Below are 21,551 nucleotides of genomic sequence, written 5' to 3' on the forward strand. Positions count from 1 at the left end.
ATGGCCGCCCTTTGAACCTGGCTTTGGCTCTTTAACTATGCGTTGTCCGTTTTGCTCAGCACAAGATACTCGGGTAATCGATACCCGCTTGGCCGACGATGGCGATCAAGTCAAACGCCGCCGGGAATGCGTGGCCTGCAAAGAGCGGTTTACCACCTTTGAAGTGGTTGAATTGACCCTGCCGCGCATCATCAAACGCAACGGCGCCCGGCAGAGCTTTGACGAAGCCAAACTGCGGGCTGGTATGCAGCGAGCTCTGGAAAAGCGCCCGGTACAAGTAGACGCTGTCGAGGCAGCACTCAGCCGGATCAAGAAAGCCCTGACGGCAAAAGGCGAGCGCGAGATTCCGGCTCGCGAATTGGGCGAACTGGTGATGCAAGAATTGCAAACACTCGATCATGTCGCTTTCGTGCGTTTCGCCTCGGTGTATCGCAGCTTCCAGGATGTCTCCGAATTCACCGCGATGATCGAAAATCTGCAAAAGCATGACGCCTAGCCAAGACGCGGCCTATATGGCGCGAGCCGTCAAATTGGCGCAGAACGGTAAATACACGACCGACCCCAACCCGCATGTGGGCTGTGTGTTGGTCAAGGACGAAAAGGTGATTGCCGAGGGTTGGACACAACGCGCAGGCTTTGCCCATGCCGAAGTCGATGCGCTGGCCAAAACAGACAACGCACGAGGCGCGACCGCTTATGTGACGTTGGAGCCTTGCAGCCATCATGGTAAAACCGGCCCGTGTAGCGAGGCATTAATAGCTGCCGGCATCAGCCGAGTCGTCGTGGCGATGCAGGACCCCAATCCCCTGGTGGCTGGCCGCGGTTTGCAAAAACTCCGCGAAGCCGGCATCGAGGTGCTAGTCGGCGTCTTGCAGCAAGAAGCCGAAAAGCTAAACCAAGGCTTTTTTAAACGTATGCGGCAGGGTTTGCCGTGGATACGCAGCAAGCTGGCCATGAGCCTGGACGGCCGTACGGCGTTGGCATCCGGCGAGAGCCAATGGATTACGTCCGTCCACGCCAGGCAAGACGTGCAGATCTGGCGGGCGGCCAGCAGCGCGATTGTCACCGGCATCGATACGGTGCTGTACGACGATCCGCAATTGAATGCGCGTGTGGATTTTGATGCTGTGCAGCCGGTCAAAGTGGTGCTGGATTCGCAATTACGCATGCCTTTATCCGCCAGACTGTTGGACAATGCGGTAGACGTCTGGATCATGACCTGTAGTGACGACGCGCTAAAACAGCAGAAATTACGCGACGTGGGCTGCAAAGTCTTTCAAGTCGATGCGCGGAATGGGCGTGCAGACTTGGCGCAGATTTTTAAATTGCTGGCCGAGTTACAAATCAATACGGTTTGGGTGGAGGCAGGTGCCACGCTGAACGGTGCGCTGCTCGATAGCGGACTGGTCGATGAATGGTTGATTTACATGGCGCCCTGTGTGCTGGGAGATCAAGCGCGCGGCTTGTTTAGTCTGTCGGGCATGCTGACCATGCAGGATAAAAAAACACTGCGCCTGATCGAAGCCCGGCAAATTGGACCGGATTTGAGATTGCGTTATCAAGCAAAAACTGATTGAAACGATGAAAAGTATTGTTGTAATGACATTGTTAATTAGCCTGCTGCCTGCTTGGGCGACGGCGGATGAGGACGATAAACCGGAAACCAGCACCTTGCAGATTCAAGGCGGCAAAGTGATCGGCGAAAAGCACGAAATCGAAGTCTACGATTATCATAGCGGCACCTATCAAACCTTTGATGTTTATCGTAAGCCGGCCAAGTCGCCAAATAAAGACACGGCCCCCCAAACCCCAAAGCCATCCACCGAGACCGCTCCGCGCTGATCGTAACGGACATTTTTACTTTTTTGAGTGATAACCATGTTTACCGGGATTATTTTAGCCATCGGCAAAATCAAGGCCATCCAGCCTAAAGGCGGCGATTGCCAGTTGATTATCGATACCGGCAAGTTATCGCTGCGCGAATGCGCGTTGGGCGACAGCATTGCGGTGAACGGTGTTTGCCTGACCGCCGTGGAGTTGGGCGAACATTATTTTTGCGCCGACGTTTCCAATGAGACCTTGTCGCGTACCACTTTAAAGACCGCAAGTACCGGTACGCCGGTGAATCTGGAGTTGGCGATGACACCTTCCAGTCGGTTGGGCGGGCATATTGTCAGTGGTCATGTCGATGGTATTGGTAAAGTGGTCGAGAAACAGGCCGATGGCCGCTCGATTCGCTTCAAATTCAAGGCGCCGGATTCGCTGGCCAAATACATCGCCGAAAAAGGCTCGATTTGCATTAACGGCATCAGCCTGACTGTCAACACAGTTGATGGCGCTTATTTTTCCGTGAATATCGTGCCGCATACCTTACAAGAAACCACCTTGGGTCAAACCGAAGCCGGCAGCGAGGTAAATCTGGAAGTCGATTTGCTGGCCCGCTACTTGGAACGTCTGATGCAAGGGGAAGCTGCTGCTTACAGTCAAGGCGGCGTCACCGAGGCCTTATTACAAAACGCAGGCTTTATTAAATGAATAGCATAGAAGAAATCATAGCCGACCTTCGTCAAGGCAAGATGGTCATCATCATGGACGACGAAGATCGGGAAAACGAAGGCGATTTGTTGATGGCGGCGGCTTTTGCCCGGCCGGAAGACATCAATTTTATGGCCAAATACGGACGCGGCCTGATTTGTCTTACCTTGACCCGCGAACGCTGTCAACAGTTGCGTTTACCTTTGATGGTCAGCGACAACAATACGCCGTACACCACCAATTTCACTGTGTCGATTGAAGCGGCTACCGGCGTGACCACCGGTATTTCCGCCGCCGACCGCGCGTTGACCGTGCAGGCGGCGGTAGCAAAAAACGCCCAGCCGAGTGATCTGGTGCAACCGGGGCATATTTTCCCGTTGATGGCACAAGCCGGCGGCGTACTGAATCGGGCCGGTCACACGGAAGCCGGGTGCGATCTGGCCAGGTTGGCAGGCGTGGAACCCGCGGCGGTGATTGTGGAAATTCTGAACGATGATGGTTCGATGGCACGGCGGCCGGATTTGGAAGTCTTCGCCGAACAGCACAATCTGAAAATCGGCACGATTGCCGATTTGATCCACTACCGCATCAAACACGAAAACACCCTGGAACGGATCAGCGAATGCGTCTATCCGACCGAATTCGGTGACTTTAGGTTATATGCTTACCAGGATTGCAACGACGATAATGTGCATCTGGCCTTGGTGATGGGCAATGTCGCTGGCGACGAACCGGTGCTGGTGCGGGTTCATGCTCGCAACCTGATCGACGATTTATTGTTTTCCAAACGCAGCGATTGCAGTTTGCCGGTGCGGGAAGCCTTGAAAAATATCGCCGAAGCCGGGCGCGGGGTTTTGGTGATCATTCGCCAAAAAGAAAACAACAAGGATTTGGTTGAACTGATACATGCCTATCAAATGCAGGATCATGGCGTCAAAAACAGTCAGGATTTAAGTGCCGATTCGGATTGGCGCACCACGGGAGCCGGCTCACGCATCTTGTCGGATTTGGGCGTGCGGCGCCTGAAGGTGATGGGGGCTCAGAAAAAATACATCGGTCTGTCCGGCTTCGATTTGGAAGTCGTCGAACATATCGATTCAACGCATTAAGGCTGGGTCGATTCATTCGACTCGTTTTACAGCATTTTAATCATTCAACAACAGGTAAACACATGGCAGCAGTCACTACTCTGGAAGGCAACTTTTCCGCGCAAGGCGGCAAGTTTTGCCTGGTTTCTTCACGCTTCAACAGCTTTATCGTCGAACAATTGGAAGGTGGTGCGATCGATGCCTTGGTGCGCCATGGCGCGGATAAAAACGACATCACTCTGGTTAAGGCGCCGGGCGCTTTCGAGTTGCCGATGGTGGTGCAACGTATTGCGGCTACTAAAAAATACGATGCGATTATCGCTTTGGGTGCAGTCATTCGCGGTGGTACACCGCATTTTGAATATGTAGCCGGCGAATGCGTGAAAGGTATTGCTCAGGTGGCTTTGCAATACGACGTACCGGTGGCGTTTGGGGTGTTGACCGTAGACAGCATCGAGCAGGCTATCGAACGTGCCGGCACCAAAGCGGGTAATAAAGGCGCGGAAGCTGCCTTGTCGGCGATCGAAATGGTCAGTCTGTTCAACAACCTGGGTCGTTAATGAGTCAAGCAAAAACCAACGCTAGAAAGTGCGCGGTACAGGCGCTGTATCAATGGCAAATGTCCGGCGAGAGCCTGATCCGTATCGAAACGTATTTTCTGGAAGAAGAGCATCTGAAAGGCGCGCAAAAAACCTATTTCAGCGAATTGTTTCATGGCGTACCGAAACAATTGGCTGTGATCGACGCGGCCCTGGCCGAATTTGTCGATAGGCCGGTGGAAAAAATCGATCCGGTGGAGCGGGCGATTCTGCGCATCGGCGCTTACGAACTGATGAACCGCTTGGAAACGCCGTATAAAGTCATCATCAACGAAGGCGTCAATCTGGCTAAGGATTTCGGCGCCGACGGCAGTCATAAATACGTCAACGGCATTCTAGATAAAGTCGCGCAGAAACAGCGTGCCGTCGAGATTGCCGCCAAGCAGGCGAAATCTCAAAACTGATGGCAGTCGCCGAATTCGATTTGATCCGCCGCTATTTTGCGGTGCATGCCCCTAGGCATCCGTTCAATCAATTGGGCATAGGCGATGACTGCGCGTTACTGAACCTGCCGGCCGGCCATCAATTGGCGGTCACCGCCGATACGATGGTCGAGAATGTGCATTTCTTTGCCGATGCCGATCCTGAATTGCTGGGGCATAAATTACTGGCGGTGAATCTTAGTGACTTGGCGGCCATGGGTGCCGAGCCTTTCGCGGTCACCTTGGCTTTGACTTTGCCTAAAGTCGATGAAAGCTGGCTGGAAGCGTTCTCGCGAGGTTTTATCAATCTGGCGCGTCAGCACAATGTCGACCTGATTGGCGGCGATACGACGTCCGGACCGTTGACTTTGACGGTGCAGGCGATGGGCGCGGTGCCGCAGGGTAGGGCGCTATTGCGTTCCGGTGCCCAGGTTGGCGATTTGGTATACGTTACCGGTCAGCTTGGTAATGCCGGCTTGGGGTTAAAAATTAAACAGGGTTATGTCTGCGCAGATCCGGAGTTGGCTTTGCGTTGCTTTAACCAGCCAAAACCGCGAGTCTCGGAAGGTTTGGCGTTGCGTAGCATCGCTAATGCCTGTATCGATATTTCTGACGGATTAGCCGCCGATTTGGGACACATTTTGCAGCAAAGCGGCGTCGGTGCGTGTTTGCAATGGGACAACTTGCCGCTATCCGCTTCAGTGGCAGAGTTCATCAATCACAGCGGCGATTGGCATATGCCCTTGATTGCCGGCGACGATTACGAATTGTGTTTTACGGTGCCGGCAGATTGTTCTCACGCATTACCGGGGGCTACTTGCGTGGGGATTATCGAAGCCGAGCCGGGTTTGCGGATGCGTAAGGCTGGGCGCGTGGAGGCATTCGAGGTGAAGGGTTTTGAGCATTTTTCTTAGAGAGCATTACGGCAACGCACGTTTGACTGCGTTACAAATCGTCAAAGATCCCACCTTGTTTCTGGCGTTTGGTTTCGGCTCCGGTTTGGCTAAGAAAATGCCCGGTACGATGGGCACGCTCGCCGCAATTCCGCTATACCTTGCTTTACTGCAAACCAATGAGTGGATTTATCTGTCGGTGACGCTGATCAGCGTTTGCATCGGCATCTGGATTTGCGGTCAAGCGGCTAAAAAATTGGAAGTCCATGACTTCGGCGGTATTGTTTGGGATGAAGTCGCCGGATTTTTGATTACGATGATCGGCGTGAGCTATTCCTGGCAGAGTCTATTGGCCGGTTTTGTCCTGTTCCGCTTGTTCGACATCGTCAAGCCTTGGCCGATCAAATGGCTTGATAAGCACGTGCATGGTGGTTTCGGCATTATGCTGGACGACGTGGTGGCAGGGGTTTTTGCCGGCTTGATTATGCACTTCTGGTTTGATTTTCCGGCTAACTGAGTGAGCGTTGTTTTCGTTCAACAAGCCAGTGGTTTTGGGGCATTGTTCTCATTTGACCCATGATAATTCATGCGACTAAAATCCATGCCGGTTTGGGGGATTAGTTGCGTGCAGCGATTGCCGCAAATATTAAGCTTCAAACCTAATAACTATACAAACAATTAGGAGGACTTTTTATGAATACAAGATTGTTATTCGCTGCTTCACTTGTGATGCTGACCAGCGCTGGCGCGGCAATCGCCGATAAAGATAACAATAAAGGGGTGGGGCAGGCCTGTAGGGGCTTACCCAATCACGCCACATTGAAAGCAGCACTTGACGATGCAGTGAGCGCGGAGGAAAGCGGGCTTAATTTGCATATGTGGGCCACTTTAGTCAACCGTGACGGCGTGGTTTGTGCCGTAGCGTTTTCCGGCACCAATCGGGGTGCACAGTGGCCGGCCAGTCGCGTTATCTCGGCGCAAAAAGCCAATACCGCCAATTCGCTAAGTCTTGATTCTTCCTCAGATTCCGCGGGTTCCGGCAAACCTAATGGTTTGGCGTTATCGACAGCGAATTTATATTCAGCCGTGCAACCTGGTGGTAGTTTGTTCGGACTTCAAGAGAGCAATCCCGTTGAAACGGGCGCTGCTTACGGCGGAAACCCAGGCTTAAACGGTACTCCTCAAGATCCTATGGTAGGGTCGAAAATTGGTGGTGTTAATGTATTCGGTGGTGGCCTGGGCTTGTACTCAGTCGGAAAAACGCTGGTCGGTGGCGTCGGTTTAAGCGGCGACACCTCTTGTGCCGATCATAATATCGCTTGGAGAGTCAGACATAATCTGGGGCTTGACCACATCGTCGGCGTCGGGGGAGTGAGTGGCGATCCACAGCGTCCTGATAATATCATTTTCGACATTGCCGCCAATCCGAACGGTGGTACCGGAATTAGTGCAGGAGGTTTCGGCCATCCCACCTGTTTAAATACCGATCTGAATACAGCGGATTTGCCTGCCGGCCAACCTTAATCATCCGCTTTAAAAGCAACGGCAAGCAGATAAGGAACTTATCTGGTGACATTATTTAACAAATAGCATGTTTATTGCTTGCTAAATAATTTAAGGTCTGTATAATAAGTCAAATCAATCGCGGGGTGGAGCAGCTTGGTAGCTCGTCGGGCTCATAACCCGAAGGTCGTAGGTTCAAATCCTGCCCCCGCTACCAGATAACTGATTGATTCTTAAGGATAAGAATCATAAAGCCATCGGTTTAACACGTTGAAAAAAACGCCACAGGGCACCGTTTAGGGCACATGTGGATTTTTTCAAAAAGGTTCCAGAGAACCTGTGTTACATCGAGGGCTTTTTTTATGTCCGCAATAAATTCAAAACAAACCCCATCAACATCACGACCAGAACCTGGTGCTGATGTCCAAACGTTCAAACAAACAATCACTCAAATCGATCAAACTTCGCAAGAAGCGTTTGATTTAATCGAATTAATTTCAGACTTGCTTATTTGCGCGTCTGAAAGTACAAAATTTCATACCAACCCACGCCTTTTACGTAATGCGCTCCAGGCAATACACTCAATTGCCGTTGATGCACAGAACACCATCAATTGTTTGGCTGAGGATGTTGGCTGCAATTATTCGGAAAGCAGCCACTTGGTCTTCGATAGGTTTCCACAGGCCGTGGAGCCGTTAACTGGCCGCGGGGTGGAATGACATGACCACTATTCCTAAAAGTCAACACAACGCGGGTCCGGTCGTTACTTGTGTCATTTCAGATTATTTTCTATTTGACCGGTTTGCGCATTGTCCTTCATGCGGTGATCCTGAAGGGTTTTTCTTGCCTGCTGAGGTTTATCCGTATTTTCCCGACGGCGGCAGCGTGCAGTGCACGACATGCGGCGCCTACGACCACCCAGTCATTCGACTTTGGACTGTTCATCATCCTGACAATCATTTGTTGGCCTCTCCCGGCTTTCCCACAGAGGGTGAGGCGCGGCGCTTTGGCAACGTTTTTGGCCTGACAGGGTATTGCCTTCAAGATCTGCGCTGTTTTTATGTTGGCGAGGGTGATGACGATCCACGAAAAGGCATACTTTATTCCCTGTCACGGGGCCGAGACGTATATGAGCGATTGCTTGAATCGTTACCGGTAGACTCTGATCCGGAAACATTGCGGCAGCTTGCGTTATCACTCGACCTGAGAGACTACGCTTTGCCGCAATTTTCGGCAGCTTTCAGCGACGAGAGGCCCGCCTAATGGCCACCATCCGAAAAATTGAACGCCAGTCAGGTGTCGTCTATAAAGCGATCATCACCCAGCGCGGCATTGCAATAAAATCCAAAACCTTCACCCGCAAAGGCGATGCGCAAACCTGGGTAAAGCGCATCGAGTCAGACCATGAAATGATGGAGGCCTTGGGCTCGCGCGGTGCTGGTTTGCGGTTTGCTGATCTGGTCGACGAATACATGCGGCAATGGCAAGGCAAAGACGCAGTCAACCAAGCCAGGCGGGCCCAGTATTGGCAAACCTGCCTGGGCGATTATAAGTTGGTCGACATCAGCGCAGATATGATTCGCCAAAGGCTAAAAGCTTTTGAGGCTGGCAAGGTGCTGCGTGGCGATGGCGCCGGCAAGACCAAAGCAATTAATCGCGACCGCTCGCCGTCCACCGTCAATCGTTATCGCACCGTGCTGTCGGCGATTTTCAGATATGCGATTTTCGAGGGCTATGTTGTTGCCAACCCGGTCGCCCGGGTGGCCGCTCGCAAGGTGAACAACCAGATTAATCGATTCCTGGATGAAGGCGAACGGGTACGGCTGCTGGCTGCGTGTCAAAAATCAGACTGGGATAAGCTGCATTTGTTGGTGTTGATGGCGCTGACCTCCGGCATGCGTAAAGCCGAGCTGCTTAACCTCCGCTGGAGTGACATCGACTTCGAGAACAATCTGGCGAGGTTGGCAACCAGCAAAAACGGCGAACCCCGCTGGTGTCCGTTGCCGGATTTTGTAGTGGATCATCTACGCCCGCAGCGCCGGGTGGGTGCCGGCTTACTCTTTGCCAGCGAGAACAAGCCCGAACGACCGTTCGAGTTCAAAAAACATTGGGATAAGGCGTTGCGAGAAGCGGGAATAGAAAACTTCCGGTTCCACGATTTACGCCACAGTGCAGCCAGTTTACTGGCGATGGCCGGCGCTTCGTTATACGAAGTCGGCGAAGTGTTAGGCCACAAATCCACTCAAACCACCAAACGCTACGCGCATCTATCCACCGAGCACAAATCGAAGTTAGTCGAGCGTGTTATGACTGCCGCCATTCGGCAAGGGAGCTAATTATGAAAACCAATAAACCACTTTTTTCACACAGGTTCGCCTCAAATGCTGCCGATATTGAATCGGCAAGTGTCGAAGCCATTGGGCTTATCGTGGAGCGATCCAAGGCGATATCCAGTCTGTTGGCCCCCGAAATATCAGGCCATAAAATCTGTTCCACGTTACTGGCCAGCGTGATCGATGATTTGTCTATGATCGATGAGGTTGTTGGCCACTTTTATCAGCGCGCCGCCGCCGAAAAGGGTGCTGAAGCAACGATGGCCGATCAGGTAACACGCTTAGTGCAGCGCTCCAACGCTGTGTTGTGGGCCATGGATGGTGAATTTGAAACCCGGCCTCTAACGTCGGTGATATTCCAAGCGATCGTGTCGGATTTACAAGACATTGCCGATATTCTCGATGTTTACATGCAAAGCATTGCGGCGGAGTTGTCTAGCAGCGAAGCCAGCGCATAACGGTAAATTCCTTGCGGTTGCCTGTTTGTAACTTATAATTCACAATGTATCATGTTGAAGACTACCAGGCCGCCGATGGGCGCCTACCCTTCAAGGATTGGCTGTCAACCTTGGCGGATAGACAAGCGAAAGCCCGGGTATTAACCAGGGTGCAACGCATGGCCGCCGGTAATCTTGGCGACTGCAAGCCCATACAAGATGGCGTATGGGAACTGCGCATTGATTACGGTCCCGGCTATCGCGTGTATTACGCGCAGGCCGGTGCCAAGCTGCTGCTGTTACTGGTCGGTGGCGACAAGCGCAAACAGCAGGGCGACATCGACAAAGCCGTTGCCTATTGGAAAGACTGGAAGCAGAGAACAGACCATGAGTGAAGCATCAAAACCACACGACCAAACGGTTATCGAGCTATTACGCGAAGATCCTGATTTTGCCAATGAATATCTAGCGGCAGCGTTAGAAGAGGTGGACCAGCCCGGCGGCCGCGAAGCGTTATTGGCAGCACTACGCCAGATTGCGGAAGCGCAAGGTATGGCGGAAGTTGCCGAGCGCGCCGGTATTAAACGCGAAAGCTTATACCGGGCCTTGTCCCCCAAAGGCAACCCCACCATCAAAACCCTGCTGGCTGTTACTAAGGCGGTCGGGCTGAAACTGTCGGTACATCGGCAGGTGGCAGCATGACCGCCCAATTTAACCCGCCCCATCCAGGCAGTATTTTGAAAGAGGACATTTTGCCCGAGCTGGGTATAGGCGTTACCGAGGCGGCCGCGCAATTGGGCGTGTCGCGCGTGGCATTGTCGCGGGTCATTAACGGCAAGGCTGCGATCAGTGCGGAAATGGCGATTCGATTGGAAGCCTGGACCAGTGGCCCTGCTGCCGAAACCTGGGTGCGTATGCAGGCCGAGTATGACCTATGGCAGGCCCGCCAGAAACCACGCCCCAATGTCACGCCGGCAGCTCGACCAGAGGCGGCTTAACCTGTTTTACCAAGCCTAGCCCGACGGGGCGAAAAGCGGATTTCTCACCCGCCTGGCTTGGTATCTTTTTTGAGAATCACACTAGAGAGGTGTTGATGTGGTCATAGTTAGTATGACTGAGCGCGAGATCGATAGATGGGTCGCTAGCCAAAATTTGCCGCCTAGGGCGGGGTATTTGTTTCGGTATCCGTTTCTTGGTTTCGAAAATCCTCATTTTCAGGATTTCAAAAAAGCTCACGATATCATTCGTACATTCACTGTTTATGCTGCGCACGAAGGTGGCCACCTTGAAATAATCAGTCAGTTTATTGCCTCAAAAAATCACTGTGTCGAGTCGTTGCGAAAGATTTGTGAGCTTTTAGAAAGTGACGAACACATGATGATTTTTTGTTTCTGTTTACATAGAGCTTGGATGATTTGGGGAATCGGAAAAGAAAAAAGTGCGTGTGAATTAGGCTTATCACCCCTAGCAAAGGGCTGTTCACGGAGTAAAAAAGCTGATGAGATCAGGGGGCAAATCAAACAAAAAACGGAGGAAATTGTTGGGTTAGTCAATGGTTTGGCTGAAATTGGTGGCGTTCATTGGATTAGTGGCCCTCAATCCTCGATTTATGCTGCATTGCTACAACGCGCGGTCGATATTCAATCAAACTCGCTGCCTGAGCCTATTCGACAGTGGGCAGATTGGGTCGCTTATGACGCATCCGACGGTGTCTTGGCGCAAAAATTCCAGAAATTTAGTGGTGATATTGGGGCTTTTTATGGCACGGATTTTCCTATGCCGACATTTGAAAGCTTGATGCTTGCCTATGGGCAACAAGTTGCTGAAGATTTTGGTCGTAACTCGCCTTATCGGGATGCGCTGAAGGCTTCAAAACGAAAGGAGTTTAACCCTGCATTTTTTGCCAGGGGGTTTCTCGGGTTGCTTAGCCGTATGGTTGATGATGGGCTGTTGCCGGAGAAAATCAAAACTCTCCGCCGGGTTGACTTCGATAGGTTGTTCAATCCTCCTTTTCCAGTGGTTGAATTTAAGAGATATGTCGATTCGGATTGGCGGAAAGATATAGATACAACTGCTGAAGAACATGAACGCAAGCAGAAAAAGGAAGATAAACGCAAAAATAAGGCAATAAATACCGCAAAATCTCCAGCAAATATCTGATAAATAAGGGGAAAGATAATATGTAAAAACAGACATATTATCTTTCTTACATCGCTCCAAACCATTCGCATAATGTCCGTAATGCTGCGAAACGCGGCAGAACTTCACACGCTAGAGGCGGCATTGATGCAAACAAATCAAAACCATTTGATTTTCCCTCGCTTGGACCCTGAAACTCCTTGACTGCCTTTGTATTCTTTGATCTGCGCGACAATATGTCCAGGCGCTTTGAGTCGCTTTCAAATTTCAACACCATGAATATTAATGAGGAATAACTATGGAAAAACAACAAGGCAACTTTGCCGGCGCTTGCGCCGGTTTGAATGATGTTTCTCTAGGGGAGATTATTATTCTTGAAAAATTCCAGGAAAAGTACGCTGACAAGTTCACACCCGGTCAATTGACTTGGTTCATGCGTAATCGCGCGCGCAATGGATTGTCAAAGTCCGGCGCGGTGATTTTGTCGGCCAGAAAGTTTTACATCAACGAGCGATTATTTACGAAGTGGTTTGCTAGTCAAAAAGCCTAATTCTCTTTCAGACGACTTATCAACGTGGCCGCGCGGATTGCGGTCGAGTCGGACCGATGGCAAATGAGAATGGGTGATTTTGATGACGAAGTTTAAAAACTGTTACAAAAAGCAGGAACCTATGTGGCAATGCCGGCTATGCGGCGGCACCTGCAAAAAGCGCTTAATGCGTGAGGGCTATTGCGTGACGTGCTTGCGGGGTAACCGGGTGGCATTCGTTACCGAGCATTACAAGAAGGCGCTCAATGCCAGCAATTGAATCCCGATTTGAGTACGCATTGAAGTATGCGGCGCTGGGCTGGCCAGTGTTGCCGTTGCACTGGATTACCGAGCGGGGTATATGCAGCTGCGGCAAAACTGATTGCCGGTCTGCTGGCAAACATCCGCTATTGCAGAAAGGGCTGCTTGATGCCGCTACGGATACAAAGACATTAAATGCCTGGTTTAAAAAATGGCCTAAGGCGAATATCGGTATTCGAACCGGCGCGGCCTCTGGTTTTTTTGTACTCGATGTTGATCCTCGCCATGGTGGCGATGATGCGCTGGAGCAGATGAAGCGTGAACTCGGCCCAATCCCGGATGATGTGGTACAGGTGACCGGTTCAGGTGGTAGTCATATTTGTTTCAAATATGCCGGTCAAGAGTGTGTGTCGACAACCAACTTTTACCCGGGGATCGATCTTCGCGGGGATGGTGGGTTTATTGTTGTCGAACCATCCAATCATGTGACGGGTGGCAAATATTATTGGGATGGTGATTCGCCTTTGGAAGGTGCATCTTTGCCGGATATGCCAAGTAACCTTCTAGCAAAGTTACGCGCTAAAAAGCGGGCGATCCTGCCGCAATCTGAACCAGCGGTCGCAAATCCTTTAGCGGCGGTTGAAGTTAAGAAAATCCGCGCGGCACTGGGGTTTATTCCAGACTTTGACGACAGAGACCAATGGCGCACCATAGGCATGGCGTTACACTCAACCGGGGCAGGTGATCAGGCTTTTGGGTTGTGGGGTGAGTGGTCGCAGCAGTCGGACAAGTTCAACCTGGCTGATCAGCGGCGAGTTTGGAATTCATTCAAGCCGGGTGGCGGGGTAAACCTGGCTACCTTGTTTGGTATTGCCAAAGGCAACGGTTATTCGCCGCCGGAAGTATCTCGACCACCTGAGCCGCCTTTGTCGGTTTATGCGACTGAAGCCACTCAGACAGAAACATCAAAACCAGCGCAGGCAAATAAATCAAAGCGTAAACCCAATGCGGCCCCGCCAGGCAATACTGAGCAATTTCAGCGCTTTGTATTTCTGAAAAATCACAATCGGATATTCGATACCGTGACGCGCAACGAGTTGAGTCGAGACGGTTTCGACGGTGCGTTTCTGCATGTCTTTCCTGATCACAAACCATCGGCTGTTTTTCTAAAAAATCCAGCCACTATCAAGGTTGACGGTCTGATTTATCTGCCTGGCGAAACGGATAACCCGGTTCATCGTGACGGTGCGGTGCTTTGGAATATTTGGCGCGATCCTGGCGTCAGTTTACCTGATGAGGCTACGCGGGAGGACGTGGAGCTGTGGCTTGAGCACCTAAATTATCTGTATCCGAATCGGGAGGAACAGAATCATTTGCTAGATTGGATGGCTTGCACGTTGCAGCGTCCGTCGACCAAGATTAATCATGCGATTTTAATCGCTGGGAACATGGGAGTGGGTAAGGATATGTTGTTAAACCCGCTGCGGTACGGGCTTGGGGAAGCCAATATCTGTGAGCCGCCGGCGGGGGAATTGAAAGAGACATTCACCGATTATTTACACCATTCCAAGTTGGTTATTTTTCAAGAAATTCAGATTTTCGAGGGGTTGAACCTTGAAAACAAATTAAAGCCCATGCTGGCATCGCCGCCCGAAATGTTGAGGGTTCGGTTGTTTGGTCGTGGTTTTTACGAAACACCAAACATCGTTCAGGCCATCTTTATGAGCAACTACAAAGATGCTCTGCATATATCTGAAAACGATAGGCGATACTTTGCGGTGTGGACTGACGCGAAACCAATGCCAAAAGACTATTACGATCAATTAGGAGTCTGGCTTGATGGTGGTGGCAATGGTCTGGTGGTCCGTTGGTTGCTGGATCGAGACCTTAGCGACTTCAATCCCAAGCAACCAGCACCATTGACCCGGTTCAAATCAGAGCTGATCGGCACAAGCAAGTCACCGCTCAAACACCAGATTGAGGACATGATTGCTGCGGGCGATTATCCGTTCAACGTTGATTGTGTGCGGTCTATCGATGTGGCCAAAGCCATGCGCGATAAATACAGCGCCAAATCTATCGGGGTGGTGATGGCTGAGTTGGGGTGTTTGCCGATGATGTGTAAGCGCTCGACCGGCAAACGCGAGAAGGTTGCCTTATTTGCGGTGCGGGATGTTGAGGAGTGGCGGCAGCAGTCGGCCATCAAGTGGCTGGATGAGTATGACGCACGAAGAGATTAGTCACCATGTGCCCCTATTTATTATTGTCAACGGGACAGATAACGGGACGCGCTAAGACCTTGCTATCCGTGGGCTGAGGGGCCATGTGTCCCCTTGTCCCCTTATTTTTCACACATGTTAGAGATATAGAGAGTAACGGTAATAACAGGACACTTATGCAAACACACGAAAGAAAGCAGTATCAAAAAAACCAGGGGACAAGGGGACGGATTGCCGCCAAAGCCACGCACGACGCGGCTTGTAGCCGTCCCCTTGTTGAAAAAATACGGGTGATCCGTCCCGTTATCTTGGGCTGCTGTCCAAGGGGGCGGGTGGAAAGTCAAACGCAACCCCAGGCTAGACCGATAGCAATTAGTTTCTTGCAGGCGCGCGAGTTTTGGGATGGGGGTATAGCAATGGGGGGGGGTGAAAAGTCATGAGGTTCGTTACCCGTGACCCGTTAGCCAGCTAAATTTTTATTTAGGATTTTTTGAATAGAAAAAGCCCATTATGTTATTGATATTATTAAGGAAAGATAATCGTGCATATTTTGCCTATATCTTTCTGTTATCGGCAATCCTGCGTGTTAGATTGGCATCAACCTCTACCGGAGTGATTCCGGTAAGGCTAGCGAACCAGTGAGATGCTGGCCGCGATCAGACAAACCTTCTGCTGCGAGATGCAGCAACAGCACATGTCAATCGTATTGTTTAAACCACGATTTTAATCGACGGCTTTCTGTCGTCTTTTGTGCGAGACAACCAATGAAAAACTGGTATCAAATTAAAAACCTAACGGCAGCTATCGCCAAAATCAGCATCTTTAACGAGATTGGGCTTGGTGGCATTACGGCGGCAGAATTCATTGCCGAATTACGGGCGCTGGGTAACGTTACCACGCTAGAGCTTAACATTCATTCACCTGGCGGCAGCCTGTTGGATGGCTTGGCGATTTATAACGCGCTGAAAAACCATCCGGCCAAAATATTGGGACATGTCGACGGCCTGGCGGCCAGCGCGGCCTCGATCATACTGATGGCCGCTGACCGGATCAGCATGCCGGAAGATGCTTTCCTGATGATCCACAACGCCCAAGGCGGGGCTTATGGCGATGCGGCAGAGCTGCGCGATATGGCGGACCTGATGGATAAGATCCAAAGCAGCGCCGCCGACATCTATGTGCGGCGTACCGGCTTAGACCGCCAAGCGATTGTCGACATGATGAGCAAAGAGACCTGGATGTCAGCGGCGGAAGCCAAGGCGTTAGGGTTTTGCGATGAGGTTATAGGTCGTGTTGGCTTGGCAGCCAAATCCCGGCCCTTTGACCACCGCTTCAAGATGTCGCCCATGAGTGAGCCGGACTTCGATGAAGTGGAGAACGAGCGAGACTTTGAGCGACTGCTTCGAGACTTGCATTTCACTAAGCGTGAAGCAACCGCCTTTGTGAGCAGATTGAAAAACGTGGTCAATCGGCCCGCAGTCGACAACGCCGACGACGAAATTATGGAACGATTGGAAAATTTAAAAATACCCAAATCGATCCTCAACTAAACACATTTTTTACAGGAATTATATTTATGAAGACTTTTAAATTTATCGGCCTTTGCATGGCTTCCTTTGGGCTGCTGGTCCTGGCTTTCAATGTTGGCGCCGCACCTCATGAGGTCGCCGCCGGACTGTCCGGACTGTCCGGACTGGCCGCACTGGATCACAGTCAGTTATTCACTGGCCTGCTGATGGCGGGCACGGTTGGCAGCTCCGACGCGGTTATGAAACTGCTGGACGGCGTGGAAAAATCACTGGCCGACTTCCAAATGAAAGCCCAGAGAGAGCTTCAGGAGTCTAATCGGGTCTCTACCGAAACCAGCAACGCATTGGAAGCAGTTCAATTGAAACAGCGCGAATTGGCTGACACAGTTTTGTTACTGCAACAAAAAGCGGTCGCTGGTGGCGATGGCGGCAGTTTTAGCGGGCTTTCTAAAGGTTGGGGTGGTCAAATCGTTAACAACGCGGCCTTCAACGAGATGATGCGCGGGGGCCGGGCGCGGGCGAAATTCGATATTCAGAATAATACGTTAACCGGTAGCGGTAATATTGGCGGCGTCGACCGTCGCCCCGGTATCGTGCCGGGGGCCTTTTCGCCGCTGCGCGTTGAGGATTTATTCCAGCATTTTCCGACCGATTCGCCGTTGATTGAATACAGCCGTGAGAACGTGTTTACCAATGCTGCTGCAGAGACCGCGGAAGGGGGATCTTCGAGTGAATCCAGCTTAACTGTCACCCTGGTTCAACAACCCGTATCGATCGTCACGCACTTTATGAAGGTCAGCAAACAACTGGCGGCGGATAACGCCCTCATGGCCGCGTACATCAACGCCCGCCTGATGTACGGCGTTCAACGCCGTGTTGATGCACAAATTGTGAACGGTAACGGTGTGGCGCCGAATATGAGCGGGTTGCTGCAAACCGGGAATTTCAGCGCGCACGGCTACACCGCCGCACAGGTCGGCACGCCGTTGCCAAAGCATCGCTTAATCCGCAAGGTGATAGCAGATTTGCGCTCAGCGGGCTATACGCCGGGCGCCATATTGCTTAATCCGGCGGACTGGTTAGCGTTTGATTTAGATCTGTTGTCCTCCACGCCGGCGGCTGTCAGTTCAAGTGATATCGCCAATGGCTTCCAGCAGATTTTGTTCGGCGTGCCGGTCGTCGAGACAAGCTCGGTGACAATCGATACCTTCGCGGTTCTCGATGCCTTAGCCGCTGCGTCGATCTTTGATCGGCAGGATGTAGGGATTGAAGTGTCAGATAGCGATGGCGACAACTTCACCAAGGGCTTGCTTACTGTGAAAGCCGAGCGCCGCCTGGCGCTTGCTATCGAGCAAACAGGGGCAATTCGCGGCGGTGATTTAACCCCAGCGTAATCAACTCGCAACCGGGTTATGGCTTAGGTCGTAGCCCGGCCATTAATGGATGGAGAGCTAGTATGAAATTCTTAGAAAGTATCCTGAAAAAATCGCGAATTATCGATGAGCTGTTTCAGAACGATTTGCAAGAACGCTCGGACGACAGACAGGCTTGTGCTGAAAAAATCCAGAGTTTATCCAAAGCGTTGCGCGATTTGCCAACCGATCAGCTTGCACAAGCCGAGAAAGAGGTTGCCGACTCGACGCTTAAGCTAGCGCAAGCCCAGCGCAAATATAGCGAGCTGGCCACGGAGATCGAAGGCAGACGGCGCAAATTGTTGTCAGCTATTCAAGCCGAGGAACAAAAACTACAGCAGTTGAAACCGTTAATCATTCAGCAGGCCGTCAATAATCTGCATGAACGGGTACAGTCTGCCGGTCCGTTAACGCCCAATAAAACGGGCCTGCTCAACGGCATATATGAAGAATTGCGCGCCTTGCCCCTGGTTGTCGATGACAAACGATTGCTTTCATGTATTGCCGATATTGACGGCCGCATCCAAGCGATTTTTAGCTAAATGCGCCAGTCCAACAAACTCGCTGGCGATCATATCAAAAGCGAGCTAATTCACTTTGGCGTTATTGACAGGCCACCCTGGCAGCGAGCCGGATTCTTTACCTATGGCGACTATTGGCTGAGCAGACAAATGCTAAAGACATTAAATCACGCGCAAGGGCGGGCATGTCAGCCACGCTTAGCCAATGGTTAAGCGTTAACCGAGGATTATGTTATGAAAAAAATGGGATTTTCCATTACCACCGCCGAAGGGCATTTTTTGACACGCTGCGAGCTTAAGCAAGAAGGCCAAGGCATCTATCTGGACACATCCTTTGAAAAGAATGTTGTGAAAAGCGTAACCGTGCCAAAGCTAAAACAGTTAGCTGAAATTAAGCAGAAACTTGAAGCCGCTCATCCCGAAGTAAAACTTTGGGCGGTCGAGTTATTTAAAGATCAAGGCAAAGCGTTCTGCCGGTCGGCAACGAGCGACGCGCCACCTTGGTTTAAAACCCAACACGAACGGAACGGCCGCTTGTATTCCGTCCAGTAGCTGACAGGAGAATTATCATGTCAAAAGACTTCGATTTAAAAGCCGTGATAAGTATGGTTGACCGTATGTCGCCAGGCTTGAAGCAAATCACCAAAAACCTAAACATATTGCATAGACAATTAAGAACTGTCGGCAATGGTGCGCCGATGCTTGGCGCCGGTTTTGTCGCGTCGATGGCGGTACCAGCCAAAGCGTTTATGGATTTAGAGAATTCCGCAGTCTACCTGCAAAACACCTTGATGGATAAGAACGGGAATATCCCGGCGGTATTCCAGAAAATCAGCGAGGAAGCGATAAAGCTGGGAACTCAGTTACCCGGAACAACAGCCGACTTTAACGCGATGTCGTCAACACTAAAAGCCTTTGGCGTGAATGCGGACTCTATTGCCAATGGCGTATTGAGGGCCACTGCATACCTTGGCGTCGTTGGCAAAGACATCTATGTGACTTATGACAGTGCGGCGGAATCAATGGGTAAGCTCAGCCGGGCGTTTAACATTGCCGACAGTGATATGGTGCCGTTTGCCGATTCTATCCAAAGGGTGTTGTTCAACGGCACCAAGCTGGATGAATTGCAAAATGCTATGTCCCGTGTCTCTGGCCCGTTGAAAGTCGCTGGTGAAGAAGGCCTAAAGGCGGCAAACCAAATGCTGCCGTTGGTCTCGGTCTTTACCAGCACGGGTATTTCAGGTGAAGAGGCCGGTACCGGCATTCGTGAGATTATCAACCAGGCCACCAAGCTGAATAAATTCTCCGGCATTCCAAAGCTGATTGCCGACCTGGACAAAATAAACCACCTACCGAGCAAGCTACGCTTTACGAAATTGGAAAACCTGTTCGGCAAGGAGCACGCCAGCAAAGCCGCGCTGATCACCCTGGAAAGCTATAACCGGCAAGTGCAGGCGATGGCCAACCAAGGCAGTCTGCTGGACAAAATCGCCAACTCCGCCGGCACGCTCACTAACAAGGTGGAGACAGCCGGCGGCACCTGGTCAAATTTCATGGCGAAATTCGGCAGCCAGTACGCGCCGGAACTTAAAGCGGCTGCCGACTCCGTCAACCGTATATCGGAAAATCTCACCGGCTTTATTGATCAAAATGGGCCGGCGGTGATGACAGCGGCGAAGATGGCCGGCGCCTTTGTCGGCTTGAAAGTTGCGGCCTGGGGTTTGGCTGGCGGTATCGGCGCAATAACGGCGGCCATGAAGTTAAACCCACTGATGTTGCTGGCACAAGCGGCCATCGTCGCGGCACCGTTGATCATTGATAACTGGGATAGCATCGTCAACCGGCTTAAGGAAGGATTCAGCAGGATCAAGGATTTTTTCCAGCCGCTAATCGATATGTTCAAATATATCGGTAACTGGGTTTCGAACGATCCACTGTTAAAACTGGTTGGCAGCGTGCCCATGTTCTTGGGTAAATCGGTTGCCTCGTTGTTGCCTGATTTCTCGGGGGTTCAATTACCCAGCGGCGAAGGCATGCGGGCACCGGGCTACCAAAAAAATATTGTTGGATCGGTGAAAGGCGGGGTTGACGTCAATGTCCGGTTCGACAATTCACCCGCAACGATGCGAGTGGCTCCGAGTAAAACCCGTGGGCCGGTTCGGTCGAATGTGGATGTGGGCTATGGGTTTACCCATGCTATGTATCTAGGCATGCCGTAACTTGATCGGTTCGCCGGATCAAAAGCCGCCTGGCAGTAATGCAGGCGGCTTTTTTTGGCACTATAGACCATCGGTTTTTTTGCCCGAGGGCGCAAGGCAGGGCACATATTAGGGCACATTCAGACACAAACCAAACGCATCGAAACACGCTTGACCTTCGGGCAATTTCTGTTATCCTCTTGATCCATAGGACGTTTCAGCGTGTCCCGATGTGTTCGCCTGTTATTGGTTGGCGCTCATAACCCGAAGGTCGTAGGTTCAAATCCTGCCCCCGCTACCAGACAAATCGAAGGCTTAGGTTTAACGACCTAGGCCTTTTTTGTTTCTGGTAAGCGGATAGTAAGCGAATTTATGGAATACAAATCAGCGCCATTTACTTTTCCCCACGCCTAACATCGAGAGACTGCATGAGCGAATTTAAAGGCGGCTGCATGTGCGGAGGGGTTCAATACGCAGTGAAATCCGAGCCGCGTCTGTCTTTTTATGCCAATGCAGGCCGTGTCAACGAATCACCGGCACAGGTCATTCGGCCGAATTTGTTGCATCGGCAAAAGGCACAATACGAATGGGTGCGCCGAAATTTAGCGATCCTGATCAACAAACCCAGCGCGTTTTTTTCGGTCAATCTGACGGCGCGAATGCCTGATAAAAATCGACCTGAAACTAATCCTTATATCAGGAGGTTTCTGAAAAAATCCGCTTGGCAGCCTTGTGAGTTGGCGGTCTTTGCCGGAAAAATTGACTATCCAAGTTGTCGTTTCTTAGATAGACATATCATCCGTTGCATTATGTGGATGACTAACGGGCCTACCAATCCCAATCTCGTGATTGAGTTTACCGATTGGGAGAGCGTGAATGCATTCGCAAAACGTATCTGTCATATGTAGGTGGTTCCATTGTTCACAATCCATT

Annotated in this window: 27 protein-coding genes and 1 tRNA gene; all 28 read left to right on the top strand. The window is 51.2% G+C overall.

Annotated elements, in window-relative coordinates; all coding sequences use genetic code 11:
* The first annotated feature begins 37 nt into the window (after positions 1-37).
* The 28 genes from nrdR (at position 38) to ACH5Y9_RS08005 (ending at position 21,526) form a co-directional block, all read left to right on the top strand.
* Entirely contained in the window at positions 38-496 is a 459-nt protein-coding gene (gene nrdR, locus ACH5Y9_RS07870) for a transcriptional regulator NrdR (RefSeq protein WP_064037024.1), read from the top strand.
* Positions 486-1,577, top strand: coding sequence for a bifunctional diaminohydroxyphosphoribosylaminopyrimidine deaminase/5-amino-6-(5-phosphoribosylamino)uracil reductase RibD (ribD, locus tag ACH5Y9_RS07875; RefSeq protein ID WP_445369195.1), 1,092 nt, complete (start codon positions 486-488; stop codon positions 1,575-1,577). The genes nrdR and ribD overlap by 11 nt, the downstream gene beginning before the upstream one ends.
* 22 nt (positions 1,578-1,599) lie before the next feature.
* Complete coding sequence (locus ACH5Y9_RS07880; protein ID WP_205454290.1) at positions 1,600-1,842, top strand: hypothetical protein; 243 nt, start codon at positions 1,600-1,602, stop codon at positions 1,840-1,842.
* Positions 1,843-1,878: 36 nt separating this feature from the next.
* A complete protein-coding gene (locus tag ACH5Y9_RS07885) occupies positions 1,879-2,535 on the top strand; it encodes a riboflavin synthase (RefSeq protein ID WP_445369196.1) in 657 nt (218 codons plus the stop codon).
* Complete coding sequence (ribBA, locus tag ACH5Y9_RS07890) at positions 2,532-3,644, top strand: bifunctional 3,4-dihydroxy-2-butanone-4-phosphate synthase/GTP cyclohydrolase II (protein ID WP_445369197.1); 1,113 nt, start codon at positions 2,532-2,534, stop codon at positions 3,642-3,644. Before ACH5Y9_RS07885 ends, ribBA begins: the two co-directional genes overlap by 4 nt.
* 62 nt (positions 3,645-3,706) lie before the next feature.
* Positions 3,707-4,183 carry a 6,7-dimethyl-8-ribityllumazine synthase gene (gene ribH / locus ACH5Y9_RS07895; RefSeq protein ID WP_033158641.1) on the top strand — a complete coding sequence of 159 codons (477 nt, stop codon included), beginning with the start codon at positions 3,707-3,709 and terminating at the stop codon, positions 4,181-4,183.
* A complete protein-coding gene (gene nusB, locus ACH5Y9_RS07900; RefSeq protein ID WP_033158640.1) occupies positions 4,183-4,626 on the top strand; it encodes a transcription antitermination factor NusB in 444 nt (147 codons plus the stop codon). Before ribH ends, nusB begins: the two co-directional genes overlap by 1 nt.
* Positions 4,626-5,558 carry a thiamine-phosphate kinase gene (gene thiL, locus ACH5Y9_RS07905; RefSeq protein WP_445369198.1) on the top strand — a complete coding sequence of 311 codons (933 nt, stop codon included), beginning with the start codon at positions 4,626-4,628 and terminating at the stop codon, positions 5,556-5,558. The genes nusB and thiL overlap by 1 nt, the downstream gene beginning before the upstream one ends.
* Entirely contained in the window at positions 5,542-6,054 is a 513-nt protein-coding gene (locus ACH5Y9_RS07910) for a phosphatidylglycerophosphatase A family protein (RefSeq protein WP_445369199.1), read from the top strand. Before thiL ends, ACH5Y9_RS07910 begins: the two co-directional genes overlap by 17 nt.
* 176 nt (positions 6,055-6,230) lie before the next feature.
* Positions 6,231-7,061 carry a hypothetical protein gene (locus ACH5Y9_RS07915; RefSeq protein ID WP_445369200.1) on the top strand — a complete coding sequence of 277 codons (831 nt, stop codon included), beginning with the start codon at positions 6,231-6,233 and terminating at the stop codon, positions 7,059-7,061.
* Between the two features lie 119 nt (positions 7,062-7,180).
* Positions 7,181-7,257 (top strand) — tRNA-Met (locus tag ACH5Y9_RS07920).
* Between the two features lie 145 nt (positions 7,258-7,402).
* Positions 7,403-7,759 (top strand): hypothetical protein, encoded by a 357-nt coding sequence (locus tag ACH5Y9_RS07925; protein WP_084153419.1) that lies wholly within the window; start codon positions 7,403-7,405, stop codon positions 7,757-7,759.
* Position 7,760: 1 nt separating this feature from the next.
* The gene (locus ACH5Y9_RS07930; RefSeq protein ID WP_084153417.1) at positions 7,761-8,303 is read left to right on the top strand and encodes a hypothetical protein; all 543 of its coding nucleotides are present in this window, start codon (positions 7,761-7,763) and stop codon (positions 8,301-8,303) included.
* The gene (locus ACH5Y9_RS07935; RefSeq protein WP_033158635.1) at positions 8,303-9,376 is read left to right on the top strand and encodes a tyrosine-type recombinase/integrase; all 1,074 of its coding nucleotides are present in this window, start codon (positions 8,303-8,305) and stop codon (positions 9,374-9,376) included. The genes ACH5Y9_RS07930 and ACH5Y9_RS07935 overlap by 1 nt, the downstream gene beginning before the upstream one ends.
* 2 nt (positions 9,377-9,378) lie before the next feature.
* The gene (locus ACH5Y9_RS07940) at positions 9,379-9,831 is read left to right on the top strand and encodes a hypothetical protein (RefSeq protein WP_033158634.1); all 453 of its coding nucleotides are present in this window, start codon (positions 9,379-9,381) and stop codon (positions 9,829-9,831) included.
* A gap of 44 nt (positions 9,832-9,875) precedes the next feature.
* Entirely contained in the window at positions 9,876-10,205 is a 330-nt protein-coding gene (locus ACH5Y9_RS07945; RefSeq protein WP_033158633.1) for a type II toxin-antitoxin system RelE/ParE family toxin, read from the top strand.
* Positions 10,198-10,512 carry an addiction module antidote protein gene (locus tag ACH5Y9_RS07950; RefSeq protein WP_033158632.1) on the top strand — a complete coding sequence of 105 codons (315 nt, stop codon included), beginning with the start codon at positions 10,198-10,200 and terminating at the stop codon, positions 10,510-10,512. The genes ACH5Y9_RS07945 and ACH5Y9_RS07950 overlap by 8 nt, the downstream gene beginning before the upstream one ends.
* Entirely contained in the window at positions 10,509-10,808 is a 300-nt protein-coding gene (locus tag ACH5Y9_RS07955; protein ID WP_033158631.1) for a HigA family addiction module antitoxin, read from the top strand. The genes ACH5Y9_RS07950 and ACH5Y9_RS07955 overlap by 4 nt, the downstream gene beginning before the upstream one ends.
* A gap of 112 nt (positions 10,809-10,920) precedes the next feature.
* Positions 10,921-11,970 carry a hypothetical protein gene (locus ACH5Y9_RS07960; protein WP_033158630.1) on the top strand — a complete coding sequence of 350 codons (1,050 nt, stop codon included), beginning with the start codon at positions 10,921-10,923 and terminating at the stop codon, positions 11,968-11,970.
* 277 nt (positions 11,971-12,247) lie between these two features.
* Positions 12,248-12,499 (top strand): hypothetical protein, encoded by a 252-nt coding sequence (locus tag ACH5Y9_RS07965; protein ID WP_033158629.1) that lies wholly within the window; start codon positions 12,248-12,250, stop codon positions 12,497-12,499.
* Positions 12,500-12,581: 82 nt separating this feature from the next.
* Positions 12,582-12,758, top strand: coding sequence for a hypothetical protein (locus ACH5Y9_RS07970; RefSeq protein WP_020485748.1), 177 nt, complete (start codon positions 12,582-12,584; stop codon positions 12,756-12,758).
* Positions 12,745-14,979: a bifunctional DNA primase/polymerase gene (locus ACH5Y9_RS07975; protein WP_101052417.1), complete on the top strand. Its 2,235-nt coding sequence runs from the start codon at positions 12,745-12,747 to the stop codon at positions 14,977-14,979. Before ACH5Y9_RS07970 ends, ACH5Y9_RS07975 begins: the two co-directional genes overlap by 14 nt.
* A gap of 743 nt (positions 14,980-15,722) precedes the next feature.
* Positions 15,723-16,508, top strand: coding sequence for a head maturation protease, ClpP-related (locus ACH5Y9_RS07980; protein ID WP_051670363.1), 786 nt, complete (start codon positions 15,723-15,725; stop codon positions 16,506-16,508).
* A 26-nt stretch (positions 16,509-16,534) separates the two neighbouring features.
* A complete protein-coding gene (locus ACH5Y9_RS07985; RefSeq protein WP_033158627.1) occupies positions 16,535-17,881 on the top strand; it encodes a phage major capsid protein in 1,347 nt (448 codons plus the stop codon).
* Positions 17,882-17,943: 62 nt separating this feature from the next.
* A complete protein-coding gene (locus tag ACH5Y9_RS07990; RefSeq protein WP_033158626.1) occupies positions 17,944-18,441 on the top strand; it encodes a hypothetical protein in 498 nt (165 codons plus the stop codon).
* Between the two features lie 213 nt (positions 18,442-18,654).
* On the top strand, positions 18,655-18,972 hold the full coding sequence (locus ACH5Y9_RS07995; protein ID WP_033158621.1) for a hypothetical protein: 318 nt from the start codon (positions 18,655-18,657) through the stop codon (positions 18,970-18,972).
* 17 nt (positions 18,973-18,989) lie between these two features.
* A complete protein-coding gene (locus ACH5Y9_RS08000) occupies positions 18,990-20,639 on the top strand; it encodes a phage tail tape measure protein (RefSeq protein WP_445369201.1) in 1,650 nt (549 codons plus the stop codon).
* Between the two features lie 407 nt (positions 20,640-21,046).
* Positions 21,047-21,526, top strand: coding sequence for a flavodoxin domain-containing protein (locus tag ACH5Y9_RS08005; protein ID WP_445369202.1), 480 nt, complete (start codon positions 21,047-21,049; stop codon positions 21,524-21,526).
* The last annotated feature ends 25 nt before the right edge of the window (positions 21,527-21,551 follow it).

Source organism: Methylomonas sp. BW4-1, from assembly GCF_052474385.1.